Raw genomic sequence first — 15,909 nt, 5'->3', positions numbered from 1 at the left:
TCTGCCACCTGAATCCTTACGTTTTTTGCTCAACAAGTAAGCCCCAATTTCATAGTTACCCTTTTTCAATTTCACTAAAGTTGCTAGGTCTAGAAAGTCTTCAAAGGGTACTATTTTTTGATTACGAATGCTTCTTTTTACCATAGTTTAGGCATCCCCTTTGAACCCGCCCTTTTTTTGTTTTGGGGCGAAGTATATCTGACATAGCCACGAGTGAAAACTGGAACGCTTGGGAACACTCTTGACCAGAACAAGTAAGGACGTTTGCCAGATAAAACTATCACTGTGGCACTCAACCAAACACCAGCCAGCAGTCCCCAAACTATTCCCGCCCCAAACATAATCGCTATGATGAAGCCCACGCCAAACATAAATAAGGCGACTGCAAACTGAAAGCCAGTAAAAATACCTATTGTTGCATTTTGACCAAGTGACTGATTCACCCGTTTCATGGGCAATTTATTAGACTCGCTCATCACTAGCAAGCGGCTGTAACGCCGTTAAATAAGATGCTTTGAGCAATCCAAAGCACCAGGATTATGAAAAACACGCCTACGGGCTGTTGAACCATCTGCGTTACTTCCTGTCCTTCACCAATGCCGTTGGCAACTTTAAGCCCAGAAGCCACAAAGTATACAAACAAAAGTACTGTGATGGTTGCATTTATAACTGCCGGAAGTGCTTGAATGGCGGTAGTAGCAGCCGCACCACCGCCACCAATACCACCAGCGCCGCCGAACATACAAGTCATTGCCACCTGGGCCGAATCGAACAAGCCCCACCCATAAGAGGGCATTGACTGCATGACAATGATTGTTGCCGTACCGGCAGCGTTTATGTGATGCTGATACTTGCGCCCAATCGCCGCGAGCGCCTTAGCAAAAACTTGAAATTGTGTTCTTCGCACAGAATTATTAGATGCCAAGAGAATTGCTCCTTTACTTCATAAACATAAAAATTACTTTTTCGATCCTCTTTGATGAAACTCATTCTCTATATCAGCTAAAGTATGCTCTCTAGCTAGTGAGCGAATTTCTTGAAGGGGAGCAATATGATACTTGTATAGCTTGCTCATGCCATTTAGACCACCTGTTTTTTTGTTGGTGAATTTCTTGAACTCTGGCAAGTATTTCCGAGCGATATTCAAATATGCTTGTAGTTGTCTTGCAGAAACTTTTGGCTTTAACATCGCCGCAACTTCTGGTCTTGTTAGTTCTTCATTTTGCCAAGTTTTCCCCCCTATCCCCATGATTCTGAGAACTTCTTGCAACTTCTGACTATACATAAAATACCCCGCCTTTTTCGTGGCGGGGGAGTGTCATTTTAAAAAATATTAGCGGTCACAAAAAACTGGTTAAAGATAAGAATTGAGCGCTTTTCCTTCCCGTTCCCACTTTTCATCTAAAAGACGACAAGCTACGCGAACAACATTCTGAGGATTCCGTTTATGTTCTCCTGGCATATTCCAGTTTCGGGTAGTGTATTCACTTTCGTACCCCAAAACCAGGGCAAGCTCCCGATAACTTAATTTCCACTTATTCTTAAACTCTATTGGGTGCATAGTATTTATTTGATACTTGCATAAGGAACTTATTTAATATTTATAACATAATTAATTAGTCAAATCTTTATAATTTTGTGTCAAAGGATAAATAATCTTCTTATATTTATTTATCTTAATATCTTGATAAAAATATTAGCTATTATTGGATTTATCCAATTTATCTATAATAGAGATATTCTCTTTTAACCAATCAACTTTATGTCCAACACAGATGCTAATTTTCAGCAGCTATTTCAGCTTACAAGTCAAGTTAATAAAGATAACGAAAATTCCACGCTATTAGCCAATCGCCTAACTCCCACTGATGACAAAATCAAAGACTGGCTACAGTCACCACAAATCAAACAGTGGCTTACAAAACTACTAATGGGCATACCGAATAATCTCAAGGTAGAAGCGATAAATACCATCATCAAAAATGTTATACAAAACCCAGACAAAGACTATAGAGTACAATTCGGTAGTTCAACTATTGGAGTCGATGTTTTACGGTGGCAGCTTTGGGCATCCTATAAATTACAGAAAGCCAGTGGAATCAAAACTCCTGATTGCCCCTATACTTTGAAAAAACATTTGGATGTTTCCAACCAACTTCCCGGATGACATAATTCCGTATTTTCGTTAAAATCCCACACAATACCCGATCTATTCTTGCCAAAAGCGCCATGCTTAACTATCCATTCTTACCAAAACCATTATGCTTAACTGCCATTAACTTAGCAGATGACTAAATCTTGTATTGAAGCCAAATTTGATGACCTTAACAGAAACATTTCTTTACATCCCTTTTAGGCTCTAGCCCATGAACAGCTTTCATCGCACAAGGAGATTCTTTAGAATTCGTAAGCCAATTGGATTTTCGATTTGAGACGAGGAGACTGTGGAGTTCACAATCTCAATCTGCTTCTTGCCCCCATCTTTAATCCAAAACTTGAAAATCAACCACAAGTTGTCTCTGGGTCGGTTGTCTACCGAGTCGGCGATCGCGTAATCCAACTGAAAAACCGTTATGAAACTGTCCCACCTGTGATGAATGGCGAGATCGGTCAGGTTATTGCTGTGGAGCCAGAAAAATTTTTGGTTACGATCTCTTGGGAGGGCGGCGCAGTTGTTAATTATTATCCTGGAGACTTCGAGCAAATTATGCACTCGTTTTGTATAACTTGCCACAAGAGTCAAGGTAGCCAATTTCCTTATGTGATTTTCCCATTGGTCAGGGCTAATTACCGGATGTTAACCCGTCAGCTGCTCTACACGACTATGACTCGCGCAATGGGTACATTCATCGCAGTTGGACAGCATGAAGCATTGAAAACTGCTGTCGCTACTGATAAACCCGCCCAGCGTTTTACTGGACTAACCAATCTCCTCATTTCACCTGTTGAGCAACTTAGTAAAATCTGGCAGAGTTTGAGCAACACCAGAAAAACCACTTGTACAACAACATCTTCCCCTACTGTTACTGTCGCTTCTAGGCTACAACAACGTCAACTGACTGCAACACAAGGACAGATGACTACTATTGGTAGTCTTGCACTACAAATGTATGAATCCAAGTATGGTTATCGTCCGTCAAAACAGCCCGAACTTGTCGGCAAGTTTCGCTTTAATACTTATCACTATGAAACTACCGCAATTGAGTTAATTGATTCAGCAATTGACGCAGTTCTGCTCCAATAATAAAACCCATGCCCAAAATGAGAACAACGGTCGCATCCAACCAGACTACTCTTGAAGTACACTTTTAACATTTATGGCTATTCCAGCAACACAGTTAAAGATCGGCCAATCAGTGAAGTATCTAATCGGTACTCGAAGCGGCATGAGTGCGGCAATAACCGATATCAGCAAATCATCTCTTAGTCTCACAAATACTCATATTGTTACTTTGACCTTTGATGATGATTCATTGCCAAACCACTTAAAAACACAACAACTAACTGTTTATGACGAATTGCTTGAAGGTTGTGAAATAATTACATTTTAAAAAATTAAAATATCGTTGGTTGCTCGGCATCGCAATTTGCCGACCAATGGTCGGCAAAAACTTAATTATGATTCTCAAAAACTAATCCTTTATATGAGATGAGCCAAGATCAAGGGTGTTAAAAAGAGCGGGAATTTGCAGACCACCATGCCAAAGGATGTCTGTGCCTTCCCTTATGCCCTCTGTATTACTTTATTTTTTATAATATAAAACACCTTGCTTTACGCAATTATCACTACTGTAGGCATTGCTATGCAGTAAAACTTTCTGCATTATACTCATCTAGGTAAATAGGCTAAATGAACCTACCATCAACTTATTTTTTTACCTAGATAAAGTATCATGATACAGAACAGGAATTTCATTCCATGTTAAAGTTGTATTTTTAACTGTGTAATTTACGACATCATAAACTAACTCGCAATCACCTAAAGTTCCTTCGCCCATTAGGGAGCATCTTGGCGTTCGTAAATAGAATTCAATAAAGTAAAATGGCACATCAAGTTGGGATAATCTCTTTTAGTCGTAAATATTTTTACCCCTGACCAAGATGCCAGCGCCTTTAAAAGTTGACCTGTCACCAATAGAAGATCAAGCCCTACTAGCACTCACTCAAGCAAAAGGTATACCACCAAGAACTCAAAGTCGTGCCACTGTACTACGCTTATCAGCCGCTGGATGGACAGTGGTAAAGATCGCACAATACTTAAAATGGCATCCACAGACTGTACGCGACACAATTCATCGCTGGTACTGGGGCAAACTCGATAGTTTGTGGGATTGTTCGCGTCCGGGTCGCCGTCGCCGATGGCATAACCCAAATATCAAGTCTCTGCTTCAATTCAAAATATCTTTATTTAGCTATCAACTTATTTTTATTTTATTTTCTTACATCTCTTACATCTATTTAATGCTATTTCTCCACAGTCATGGCGTTTCTACTACTTATGCAGTCAAAATTTACAGGCAGTACAAGGATGAAGCACTCGCTACTCTCACCAGTAATCCCTACCAGTTAGCTGCTGACATCTACGGTATTGGTTTTCTGAGAACTGATAAAATTGCCTTTTATTTAGGAGTTGCGCCTGATAGTCAGTTCCGTTACCGTGCTGGTTTAATTCATGTTTTGAACGAAGCTGCTGCCGATGGGCATTGCTATTTACCCCAGCCAAAACTCATTGAGAATGTTATCAAACTGCTGACTACAGCAGATCACACACCCGAAGAAGATGCCCTCGCTGATATTATCAAAGACATGGCACTCAAGGATGACTTAATCCGCGAGAAAAGCTCAGACCAAACCCTGCTATGTTATCTACCAACCTACTTTCACACCGAACAGAACCTTGCTCAATTAATACAATCTAGATTTTGCCAACCAGTTGCACAAGATATGCCTCGTGTTCGCGCCTGGATTGAGCGCTTCACCAAGAGTCATAAAATCAAACTTTCACCACAGCAACGGCTAGCGGTAGAAATGGCTGCATATTCAAAGGTAATGATTCTTACTGGTGGCCCCGGTTGCGGTAAAACTTTCACCACCCACACCATAGTCTCTCTGTGGAAAGCAATGGGCAAATCTATCGCCTTAGCTGCGCCAACTGGACGCGCTGCTCAACGCCTGAGTCAAATCACACAACTCGAAGCCAAGACCATACACTGCTTGTTGGAATTTGACCCAAAGACAATGGGCTTCTTACGCGATAATCAAAACCCTTTACCCCATACCGCAATTGTCGCGCTAGAAGCTAGTATGCTCGATTTGTTTCTGGCATCTTCTTTGCTAAAGGCGATACAATACGGTTCCCAACTACTGCTAGTGGGTGACATTGACCAGTTACCCTCTGTCGGTCCTGGTCAAATCCTTGCTGACTTGATTAATTCTGGTCACGTTCCGGTGGTGCGGTTGACCAAGGTATTTAAGCAAGCCCAACAGAGCGCAATTATCACCGCTGCTCACCAAATTAACCGAAGCCAGTTTCCCACAATTGAACCGATTTCCGATAATCCCGTGTCTGAGTGTCTGTGGCACGGCGGCGGTCATCATCCCAAACATGGTGTTAAAGCAATATCCGAAATCATTACAGACTTGATTCCCCACCTGGGTTACAATCGAGCTACTGATGTGCAAGTGCTTTGCCCCACCTCGCGGGGTTTGCTTGGGACTCGTAACCTCAATACCGTATTGCAGCAGTTGATTAATCCACCCAGTCCCGACAAAGTAGAGATTACCAGGGGCGGGAATTTATTACGAGAAGGCGATCGGATCATTCAACTGACTAATGATTATAATCACGATATTTTTAATGGCGACTTCGGAATTATCAAGGCCATTGATCTTGAAAAGATGGAAGTTACTGTACAGTATGGTAAGCATACTGTTGTTAGAACCAGAGCAGACTTAAATCAAATTGCCCTCGCCTGGAGCTTCACCATTCATCAAAGCCAGGGTTCAGAATATCCGGTAGTAATTCTGCCAATTTATACGCAGCCTTATATGATGTTGTCTCGTAAACAGTTGTACACAGCATTAACTTGTGCCAAGCAGTTAGCGATTGTCGTTGGTTCCAAGAGAGCGATATCCAAGGCTTTGCGTTCTAGTGACGGCCAACTGCGATATACGCGATTACAGCAGCGCTTGGAAAGCGCTTTTTTGCACCCGACGATTGCAATTTAGAAATGTTCAACTTAACAATTTCACCCGCCTTGCGGTTTTTGCTCTCAATCAAGAGTGAGAAATCTGGTAGCTAGCTGTGCTTTCGCCCACAATTCCACTCGGTTTGTACCTTTTTCTGCTGCCTCGTAATCGACGGCGTGCCATTCATTACTGGTAAGTGCCTTGGCAATTCTTGAGAAACTACTTCTCTAGCTACCGTTTGCGGTTCTATAAAAAAAGTGTCTTAAACACAAAGCAAAGCAATCAAACCACTCTAAAAAAATAAACTAAAAATGACTCTATAGTTTTATGGCGTGATAGCGCTTAAAAAGCAGTACATTGCGGCGTAAATAAACTTTGGAGTCCGCTTTTTGACCTCTTATATCATTTATTAACTATAAAGTCATTTTTAGTTTGTTTTTTTCACCTCTTTTTAGGCTTTTCAAAATAAATACCCTGCTGAACAATTGCATAACAGTATTGTGTTTGTCACGCTCCTCAGTATTAAAGGTGTACTATACGCAAAAATCGAGAAATTTTCATTCGCTTGAGGGTGAGTTGAAACGCCCATTTTAAAGGACAATAAAAATCAGACACTATAAAACCAGACGAAACTATGATTGTGTCTGATTATTAAGGGAGTAATAAAAATGACGCTCTCTCTTGTCCACATAACAGCCCATAGAAAGGCGATCGCTTCCTTGCCAGTAGCGCAGGCGGAGGCGAAGTTGATTGCGCTGTGGTTGGAGGGAAAAGCGTCGTCTTCTATTCGGGCTTACCAGCGATACACTAGGCGATTTCTGGATTTTCTGGACAAGCCTCTCAAAAAAGTGACTTATGAAGACTTGGTAGAATACGCTAGTTCTTTTGGGGGCAATGCCGAAAGCACAAAGCGGATATACATAGCTTGTGCCAAAAGCTTGATTAGTTTCGCTCATAAAATTGGATATCTCCCTTTTAATGTGGGTATGGCACTAAAACTGGGTGAATTACCAGATGTAATCAACGAACGCTATCTCGATGAAGCTGATATTAAATTGTTGGTACGGGCAGCTTCTAAGCATTTAGCTGATGCGAAAACTCCCAAACGACAGTACACAGCCCTACGTAATTTGTTAATTATCAAACTCTTGTATCAAGCAGGGTTACGGGCAAGTGAAATCTGTGATCTGACTTGGGGAGATTTGACACCCCGTGGTGAGAGTGGTCAAGTGTACGTGCGAAAAGCCAAAGGCAGTAAAAATCGGACAATTCTCATCAAGCCAAAGCTTTGGGCGGAATTAATGGAGTTCAAAGCTTCGGCTCACTCCAATCAAGCAGTGTTTCCAAGTCAAAAGGGGGGACACCTCGACCGTCAAAACTTACACCCGATTGTTAAAGCGATCGCACTCGAAGCCGGATTAAGCGAACTGGTTTCGGCTCACTGGTTACGTCATGCCCACGGTTCTCACGCGATTGAGCGCGGGACTAATCCCGTACTGGTGAAAGAAACTTTGGGTCATGCCAATTTAGCTATCACCGATCGCTATCTCAAAGCTAGACCTAATGACAGTAGCGCTTTAAACTTGATGGATCTTTGACATTTTGCATGACTTGTGAAAATGCATCACAAATTGGAACCAGTGGCATAGATTGCTACCGGAAACGAAACAAAAACAGCTTTCAAATGCCAAAAAGATTTTTTCCCTAGCCAGCCCCCTCCATAGGCAACACTTCTTCCAAGAGCCATTCATAAAATTCAGGAACTTGAGCTTCCACAAGTCGCAGTTCATTTGCCGCGATCACTTCAAGTTCCAGTACCGTCTCCCAGCGCAAATCCTCAACCCATCCCTTGAGAATGCCTTTAATTGCCTCCACTCCACGAGAAATGCCAGAGCGAAGTATTTCCACGCAATGAAGTAGCGTAATGCGATCAGTGAAGAGAGCAGAGGGGCAGGGGGGCAGGGGGGCAGAGGGGAAAGAACTTGTACAAATTTCTTCTTTGTTTCTCAACTCCTCAACTCCTCTGCTCCTCTGCTCCTCCGCTCCCCTGCTCTCATCTGTAGTATCCTCCCCTTGGCAATGGGAGTTCCCTATAGCATCAAGGGGGGGGGCGGATACGGGTTGCTGATTAGGGTTTACACTATGCACAGCAGGGGTTTGGGGAGTATAACAGGTTCGGTTTTCTTTTTGATTACGCTTCGTTTCACGATGAGCAATTACATGCATTGCAAATTCCAATTGCTCTTTATCTAAAGAGAACAGTTTCACCTGTTGACCCCGTTTACCCTGCTTACGGAAAGTCAACTTTAACCCCAGCTGCTCGACTAAAGTTCCTAGCAACCAAATAGGCTTACAGTCACTGGGAATAGTAAACCCAAGAATTGCTTTGACGTGAGCAGCACAATGTATAGCGATCTCCCTCATCTTGAGTAAGGTGGAATCGTCGGCGGTAACTTCATCACCCTTCATTAAACTTAAGAGAATTTGATGCAGTCCCAGGTTAAATCTAGCCAGCCACCGTGCCGAGTAATTCCCCCAGTCGATGCACAAAGGTAAATTGTCCCGCTCGGTGCGGTCTTTTTGGGTGACAATTGTTGGTGGGATAGGATAATTTTGCCCAGTTTTGGGGTCAACAATTGATTCTTCGGGCTTTGCTAAAATGGCTTCAAGTCCAGCAATTGCTCTAATTAAGCGACCACCTTTATCCATTTCTACGAGTGATTCGGTTACTTCGATGCCGTAAGAATCAGAAATGCGAAACTTTTCACATTCAAAAATTTCGCTAGGGTCAAGGTAATCTTTGCTCTGACGGGCGCGGTACTCACTCAAGGTAATATTCTTGGCCTTGGCAACAGCCGAATTGTGGGAACTATCCAAAGCTTGTGCTGCTGCTTTTAGACTTTCAAAAGATTGAGGATCTGAATCATTTCCCACACATATAAATGTATTGCCCATTTCGGTGAGAAGCGATCGCAAATCATCACGCAGATTATTGAGAGAATAGTGGCGGTTAGCCATAATTTGGCAGTAAGCCTCAAGCGCCCAATCTTTCTCTGCGCCTCTTAAGCCTGTTTGACGGTCAATCCGCAACAGAAAAGCGGTCATTTCATTGGTTTGGAGCAAGCGCTCTTTAATCTTGGATGCGTTTGTATCTTGGTAACCAAAGGGAGGACGCGGGGCCACCCAAATATGAAACGGGACTTTCGGGCGATAACGGTAAAGCTGTTGGGCGCATTCAGTAGCAGTTTGGGAAACGCCGTGAAACACACCAAATACTAAGTCAAAATGATACTCCGAAATATCGACACCAGTACCGAGACTGGGAGAGGTGAACAAGGCATCAAAATTTTTGACGGCGTTGGTGATATCTTTGATGAAAGCGACATTCTCATCACTGCCAGAATTATCGGAATGAACCGACCAAATGCGCCATTTTTGAGGTGTATGTGATTGTTCAGAATCCGCTGATTCTTCGCATTTGATAGTAAAGGATTTGTCGAGTTTTTTGATGAAACGCTTACTGTCGCTGGCAACCATAACTTTTTCTCCAAGCATCAACGCTGCCGAGATTTGGGCGACTATGGCGCTTGAATTATCCCCCTCGTACCAATAAATTGTGCGTGAACCGTTTCGCCACTCGTTTTTAATGATGTAAGGAACTTCGCCTGATGGTCGCATGGAGCGGAAGAAATCCACAGTCAGGTCATCCATGTGTGCATCAGCGATGACGACCAGTGGCGCGTTGTATACTATATATTCCAGTACTTCAAGTATTGCTGCACGGTGCTGTTTGCAAGTATTACTGTGTAGTAGGTGGGTGAGATACTGGCAGGCTTCATCTATAAATATGCAGCCGTAGGTGAGAGACTGAGTATTCAGCTTATGCAAGCTGTCGATAGTAATACTAAGGGCTTGAGCCTGAGCTAAACCTGTGTAACCCAAGTCTGAATACATCGCCGTCTGCAAGCGTTCGGCAAGATTTTTCAGCAAATTTACGCGATGCCCATTGTTGAGGAACCGCGCGTCGGGGTTTTGGTCACGCCACCAGCGCATGAGTTCAGTTTTGCCAGTGCCCATGTCGCTCCAGAGTACGACCAGTCCTGATTTGGGGAAATTGAAGCTAGGGGATTTCTTCGATTTAGATGAATCAACTCCGCCAGAATCCGTAGACTCCTTGTTTGGAGGATGTCCTTTTATAGATGGCGTGAAAAGTTGTTCCTTTTCAAGATCATAAAGCTCAGGCACTCTCAAGCATTTTTCTTCAAGTTCAGGAATGCACAAAGCCTCAGAGAGATACTTGACATTAACAGTGACATCTGGTTTGTATTTGCTAAGTCCCCATTTCTTAGCCCGATACGAGCGCTTGTAATCAGCAAGTGATTTAGCATCATCGATGATTGCGGTCAGTAGAGCGTTAGCATCTTCACTGCGACTAACTACAAAATCATCAACGCCTTTTTCTGGCCCCGGCAACAGCGCAACTTCACATTCACAACCTACTGCCTCAATCGCTTTGGCAGTCCGTACCGTTGCCTGGTAAACTGACCACCTGGTTTTAGAAGAAGTTTCGTAATCAAATAATATAATGAACTTGCGCCCCGCCTGAGCCATTGGTACTAAGTCAGGATGCAACCGTTCATCAAAATCTTGTTTGCCCACGCGCCCGTTCCAAATTCCCGGAAGTGCGATCGCTACAAACCCCAACGAAAGCAAGCAAGCGGCTTTCTTCTCCCCTTCGCATAATATTATCGGAATCTCTGGATGCTGTTTCACCCACTCCCAAAATATTAGTGGATTGAGTTGATCCAGCAAGCGCAATGCTAAAAGCGAATGATAGCGCTTAATTAAATAACGCTTTGCAACTCTGTCCCAGATAGGGTTAGCGACATCAAAGTAGGTAACGCGGTTGGGGGTTTTGGGGGGTGATTCGTACTTAACTGGCTTGCCTTTTTCCCAATTAATGCGTGGGAAGTTTGGCTTGATCCTTCCCCACTCCATTGGTTGCCAGTTTTTGAATGGGTCAAGTGATTGAATCCACGTCCCACCCAACAGCAAATGCTGATACAGCTTTAAGTATCCATCCGTGACCCGACCCGCATTCTTACGTGGGATTTTATCAGATATGAACAGGAAATCATAAACTGATTCTCCCTCTACATGGAAAAAGTTGCGCTTAATTAACGCCGGATGAATGGCGCTACCAGCTAACAACTCATGGTATTCCGCTGCCGTGAGGTTGTTGGGATATTCAGTTGTCTCTGCATTCATCGGTTCTCCCCTCGGAATTCCTTAGAGAGAACTCTTTCAAGCTGCGAAACCCTTGCTCTAGCCTGGATATTCCGAAAATTTCCCTTCGTCACAGCACAAAATTGCCATGCGAAAGCTGCACTCGACCCCATGCGCTCTACTACTGCGCTCTTGGGGCGTTCTCTATTTATCACAATATTTTCCCCTGATAACTCGGTTTACAAGTTCAGAGGGGGTTGCATCAGTTATCAGTCAACAGTAAACAGTTATCTAATCTTGGATTCTACTCCCAACTGATAACTGGTAACTGTTATTCGCGCTGCTACTTCTTTTTGCTACAACATTCGGGATATTTCTTAACCAAACTTAACTTTACCTAAAATTTATGAATTTTGACAGCAAAAACACGCCGCAAAGAATGGACTTTCCAAGCGGTAGATCCTATAATGGATCTTGCAGCGCGGTAAAAACTCTCGGACAAATTTAGTAGTCGTCTCTGTCGCCAAACTTCAACGGCAACTTCTTTTGTTCCTTCGAGATCAACCCCGCTCTATATCAATATGAAATTTGCAATACGCAGAAAGCGCGACTCCTTAGTGGCGCTTTCTGCGTTAAGTTGTCGTACCGTTGTATCTTCACCTTCATGCCTCCTTTCAATTAGCTTGATTTTACAGAAGTTATGGTCGTTTTACTCAGTTGAGGTAAGAGCTTTCACTCAAATGTATTAGCAGAAGATATTTGGTTTAGGTTAAGATACCTAGACACAAGATTTTCAAAACAAACTCATTGAGTTAATCAGTGATCAAAAATACCCGCAGGCGGTGTTCCTTGGTTGACGCTGGTCAACTTCTTTCACATTATTTATGCTCAAGCTAGACCGGATAATGTACTAGAGATGCGTTAAATCTCCCTATTAAGATGTAACATTTAAATCATATAGCCTAGAAAGGTAATTTGAGAACCTAGCTTCAGTTAATAATTGTGAATTTTGTAGATGTTTTAAGTACAAAGGGGTAAAATATAACCTTGTGTATACCTACTTACGTAAGGAAAAGTCGGCATGAATTCAAGCCAAGTTTTAGACGTAAAAAGAGTATTAGCTGTATTAGAAGAACAAGTGTTTCAATCTACGGGAAGGTATTTAACAGAAGTAGAAAAAGTTCTTATTAAGGGAGTTTGGGATAGTAAAGATTATAAAGAGATGGCAAGTGATTCAGGGTATAACGCATACTATCTACAGCAGAAAGTAGCTCCACCACTATGGACTATGCTTTCAGGAATTATTGGTGATGGAGTTAAAGTAACAAAAATATCTTTGAAATCTATTTTGCTTAAACTAGCAAAGAACGATTATCTGAAGGAAGAGGCATCAAGACTGGATAACGATAGTTTCGTTGGCAATATTAGAATTTATGGGGAACTGCCTAAAATAAAATCTTTTTATGGACGAAAAGATGAAATTAACTATTTTAAAAAACAAATTACTCTATTTAAAGAGCGCTGTATAGTTTTTACTGGAGTTGGAGGAATAGGAAAAACTTTATTAGCCGCTAGATTGGTTGAAGAAATACTTTTTGATTCTTTAAATAGTATATATGAATGTGTAATCTGGAAAACAATTAATCATTCGTTATCAATTGATGAGTTAGTGATTGATTTAAATAAAAATTTTGACATAGACATAGAAGCAAATGAAAATTCTTTTATAGATAGCATATCTTTACTATCAAAACAGCTTCACTTACATCGTTGTCTCCTAGTAATTGATGGATTTGAAAAGCTATTGTTGACAGATGATTTTGAAAAAAGATTACAATATGAAAAATTCCTTTTAAGACTTATAGAAGGAAAGCATCAAAGCTGCATTATTATAACAAGTCAGTTGCCTTTAAAAGAATTTGCTTCTGTGACTACAAAACTACCTATTCGCTCTTTTAAATTAGAAGGTTTAGATGTAAATGCAGGAATGCAAATATTACAAGAGAAAGGTTTGACTGGGCAGGAATGTAAAAGATTAATTGAAAATTATCATGGGAATCCATCAAGTTTAGAAGCGTTGGCTGACAGAATTAATCGTTTTTTTGAAGGGAGTATTAAAATGTTTTTTAAATATCAAACTACTATGATTGATCCTCAACTTGAAACAATGCTACATCAGCAATTTGGACAAGTTGGACTTTTAAGTAATCTTCAAAGGCAAATAATGATTTATTTAGCAGAAGAAATGTCAGAAAACTCGACTCCCATTCAATTCTCTAAACTCATTGATAATTTAAAAGAGCGAGTAAATTTAAAGTTGTCAGTTTTTGAATTAATAACAGCAATAGAAGTTTTAGAACAACGCTCGTTAATTGAAATTGCTGGGAAATCAAACAAACGAGAAGCTAGTTATAGTTTACAAGCGTCTATTAAGAAGTATATTTTAGTTGATCCATTGGGATTAGTGCATAAAATACCAGATACAATACAAACAAGGGAAGTTACCTTGTGGGCTACTGTATAAATCCTCTTTGCACTCAGCGTCATAATCCTGATAGCGCTGAAAATTGTTTAGCATGTGGAAATCCATTGATAATAAACGGGCGTATTCGTTTGCTGCGCCCGTTGCGTTCTTTGGAGCAAAATCCATATACTTACACAGATGTCTTTGAAATTGAGGATGCTGGCACAGAAGAACATCCTCAGTCTCAAATAAGAGTAATGAAAGTATTAAGATGGATTGATGATTCTAAGCTAGTTGAGCTACTTAAAAGAGAATCACTCATATTACAAATCCTAGACCATCCTGGAATTCCCAAGTCTAATAGAGAAGATTATTTCACATTTAGACTGAATGATAATCTTCTAGAACTACATTGTCTAGTTATGCATAAATTTGAAGGAGAAAACTTAACTCAGCGGGTACAATCTTATGGTCGAATTAGCCAAGAAATGGCTTATGAATGGTTATTGCAGTTGATGGAGATTCTTGATTTAGTTCATCGGTCTGGTTTCTTCCACAGAGATATCAAACCAGAAAACATTGTTCATCAACCCGATGGTAATTTAGCACTTGTTGACTTTGGTGGAGCAAGACAGCTTAGTAGAACCTACTTTGCGAAAGTTAGTACTAGTGGAGGAACCAGTACAGGATTCGGTAATGGTTACGAAATAACTGCTGTTAGGACACCTTGTTACTCTCCCTTAGAGCAAATTCATGGACAAGCTGTACCACAGTCAGACTTTTACGCTTTAGGTAGAACTTTTGTTTACTTAGTCACAGGTATTTCTTTAATTGAAATCAAAATGGACGAGCAGACAGGAAGACTAATTTGGAGAGATAAAGCACTTCACATAGATAAAATTTTGGCTGATTTACTTGATGATATGATGGCTCCTTTTGTAGGGCAGCGCCCACAAAGTACTCAAATAATAATACAGCGTTTGCAGCGCTTACCTAGTCAATCAAAGCTTAATCGAGTAATTAAATCAAAGCCGTTTAAGCTTACTGTGTTTGTATTAAGTATTATTGGTTTGATATATGCATCTTTACCTCTAGTAGCAAAATATTATTTAGATTCCGGTAAAAAAGCTTATAAAGAAAATCAATTTGACCAAGCTGAGAACGATTTTCAACAAGCAGTGTATTTGAATAATAGCTTAAAATCCACAGTAGCAGATTATTTTTTAAATCAAGGTAAAGAAGCCTATAAAGAAAATAGGATTGCCGATGCTGAAAAAGACTTTCAAAGAGCAATAAAATATGGACATGATTTAACTAATTCAGTCTCAACTTTTTATTTTGAGAAGGGTTTACAGCATCAAAATGACCCTAAAATTGCTAGAGATAATTACGAACTAGCTATAAAATATAATCCTAAAGATGATAGTGCTTATAATAATTTAGCAGTAGCATGTCAGCAATTGCAAGATTATACTTGCGTAAGTAATAGTTATGAAAAAATCTTTATGTTAAAGCCTAATAAATGGGAATCACACTACGGTTTAGGATTTTTTTATGATGGACAAGGTAAATATGATTTAGCTGAGAAGCAATATAAATTAGCTATTAAAAGTAGTAGTGAAGCTATATTTGCTATTGCAGCTTTATCAAGATTGAAGAATAAAAGTGGTGATTATAATACCGCTGTTACTTTAGCTTTACAAGGTTTAAGTAAAACTGAGAATAGGGAGTTACAAGCTTCGTTCTACAAAGATTTGGGCTGGGCAAGATTAATGCAAAATAGATTGAGTGAGTCCAAAAAATATTTGGAAAAAGCGATTGATTTAGATGGTCAGAGAATAGATGCTTACTGCCTATTATCTCAAATCCAAGAAGCTTTAGGTAAAAATGATGATGCTAGAATTTCTATAGCAGCGTGCATTTTAGGCAAATCTGGTCTGCCGGAAGTTATTATATGGAGAGAAGATTTACTAGATCGTATTCTCAAAAAGTGATAATCTGCTAATCACTGATATAAATAGCAAGAGAAA

General features: G+C 40.7%; 12 protein-coding genes. 7 read left to right on the top strand and 5 right to left on the bottom strand.

Annotation, left to right across the window (positions count from 1 at the left end; genetic code table 11):
* Positions 1-137: 137 nt before the first annotated feature.
* From A4S05_RS02580 to A4S05_RS02565, 4 genes are all read right to left on the bottom strand, one after another.
* A complete protein-coding gene (locus A4S05_RS02580) occupies positions 138-476 on the bottom strand; it encodes a hypothetical protein (protein WP_069068259.1) in 339 nt (112 codons plus the stop codon).
* Between the two features lie 2 nt (positions 477-478).
* The gene (locus A4S05_RS02575) at positions 479-925 is read right to left on the bottom strand and encodes a hypothetical protein (protein WP_256090794.1); all 447 of its coding nucleotides are present in this window, start codon (positions 923-925) and stop codon (positions 479-481) included.
* A 33-nt stretch (positions 926-958) separates the two neighbouring features.
* Positions 959-1,285 (bottom strand): hypothetical protein, encoded by a 327-nt coding sequence (locus tag A4S05_RS02570; protein WP_069068257.1) that lies wholly within the window; start codon positions 1,283-1,285, stop codon positions 959-961.
* Positions 1,286-1,354: 69 nt separating this feature from the next.
* Complete coding sequence (locus A4S05_RS02565) at positions 1,355-1,561, bottom strand: hypothetical protein (RefSeq protein WP_069068256.1); 207 nt, start codon at positions 1,559-1,561, stop codon at positions 1,355-1,357.
* Between the two features lie 201 nt (positions 1,562-1,762).
* On the opposite strand from A4S05_RS02565, the gene A4S05_RS02560 reads away from it, so the two are divergent.
* The 5 genes from A4S05_RS02560 (at position 1,763) to A4S05_RS02540 (ending at position 7,787) form a co-directional block, all read left to right on the top strand.
* Positions 1,763-2,167: a hypothetical protein gene (locus A4S05_RS02560; RefSeq protein WP_069068255.1), complete on the top strand. Its 405-nt coding sequence runs from the start codon at positions 1,763-1,765 to the stop codon at positions 2,165-2,167.
* Between the two features lie 261 nt (positions 2,168-2,428).
* A complete protein-coding gene (locus A4S05_RS02555; RefSeq protein ID WP_069068254.1) occupies positions 2,429-3,244 on the top strand; it encodes an ATP-dependent DNA helicase in 816 nt (271 codons plus the stop codon).
* 73 nt (positions 3,245-3,317) lie between these two features.
* Positions 3,318-3,551 (top strand): hypothetical protein, encoded by a 234-nt coding sequence (locus A4S05_RS02550; protein WP_069068253.1) that lies wholly within the window; start codon positions 3,318-3,320, stop codon positions 3,549-3,551.
* 550 nt (positions 3,552-4,101) lie between these two features.
* On the top strand, positions 4,102-6,228 hold the full coding sequence (locus tag A4S05_RS02545) for an SF1B family DNA helicase RecD2 (protein WP_084226954.1): 2,127 nt from the start codon (positions 4,102-4,104) through the stop codon (positions 6,226-6,228).
* 629 nt (positions 6,229-6,857) lie between these two features.
* Complete coding sequence (locus tag A4S05_RS02540; RefSeq protein ID WP_084226953.1) at positions 6,858-7,787, top strand: tyrosine-type recombinase/integrase; 930 nt, start codon at positions 6,858-6,860, stop codon at positions 7,785-7,787.
* 106 nt (positions 7,788-7,893) lie between these two features.
* Here A4S05_RS02540 and A4S05_RS02535 read toward each other — a convergent pair whose 3' ends face one another.
* Complete coding sequence (locus A4S05_RS02535) at positions 7,894-11,457, bottom strand: plasmid replication protein, CyRepA1 family (RefSeq protein WP_069068252.1); 3,564 nt, start codon at positions 11,455-11,457, stop codon at positions 7,894-7,896.
* Between the two features lie 1,039 nt (positions 11,458-12,496).
* On the opposite strand from A4S05_RS02535, the gene A4S05_RS02530 reads away from it, so the two are divergent.
* Positions 12,497-13,939, top strand: coding sequence for a helix-turn-helix domain-containing protein (locus A4S05_RS02530; RefSeq protein WP_069068251.1), 1,443 nt, complete (start codon positions 12,497-12,499; stop codon positions 13,937-13,939).
* On the top strand, positions 13,924-15,873 hold the full coding sequence (locus A4S05_RS02525) for a protein kinase domain-containing protein (RefSeq protein ID WP_084226952.1): 1,950 nt from the start codon (positions 13,924-13,926) through the stop codon (positions 15,871-15,873). The genes A4S05_RS02530 and A4S05_RS02525 overlap by 16 nt, the downstream gene beginning before the upstream one ends.
* Positions 15,874-15,909 lie beyond the last annotated feature (36 nt).

The sequence above is a fragment of the Nostoc sp. KVJ20 genome, from assembly GCF_001712795.1.
In the GTDB taxonomy this organism is placed as follows: Bacteria; Cyanobacteriota; Cyanobacteriia; order Cyanobacteriales; family Nostocaceae; genus Nostoc.
This window is presented reverse-complemented; position numbering and strand designations above follow the sequence as displayed.

What these genes read in the sequence shown, in the direction of transcription:
- A4S05_RS02560 (WP_069068255.1), top strand. Translation starts at nt 1,763, where the DNA reads ATGTCCAACACAGATGCTAATTTTCAGCAGCTATTTCAGCTTACAAGT.
- A4S05_RS02580 (WP_069068259.1), bottom strand. Translation starts at nt 476, where the DNA reads ATGAGCGAGTCTAATAAATTGCCCATGAAACGGGTGAATCAGTCACTT.
- A4S05_RS02570 (WP_069068257.1), bottom strand. Translation starts at nt 1,285, where the DNA reads ATGTATAGTCAGAAGTTGCAAGAAGTTCTCAGAATCATGGGGATAGGG.
- A4S05_RS02550 (WP_069068253.1), top strand. Translation starts at nt 3,318, where the DNA reads ATGGCTATTCCAGCAACACAGTTAAAGATCGGCCAATCAGTGAAGTAT.
- A4S05_RS02535 (WP_069068252.1), bottom strand. Translation starts at nt 11,457, where the DNA reads ATGAATGCAGAGACAACTGAATATCCCAACAACCTCACGGCAGCGGAA.
- A4S05_RS02545 (WP_084226954.1), top strand. Translation starts at nt 4,102, where the DNA reads ATGCCAGCGCCTTTAAAAGTTGACCTGTCACCAATAGAAGATCAAGCC.
- A4S05_RS02530 (WP_069068251.1), top strand. Translation starts at nt 12,497, where the DNA reads ATGAATTCAAGCCAAGTTTTAGACGTAAAAAGAGTATTAGCTGTATTA.
- A4S05_RS02565 (WP_069068256.1), bottom strand. Translation starts at nt 1,561, where the DNA reads ATGCACCCAATAGAGTTTAAGAATAAGTGGAAATTAAGTTATCGGGAG.
- A4S05_RS02540 (WP_084226953.1), top strand. Translation starts at nt 6,858, where the DNA reads ATGACGCTCTCTCTTGTCCACATAACAGCCCATAGAAAGGCGATCGCT.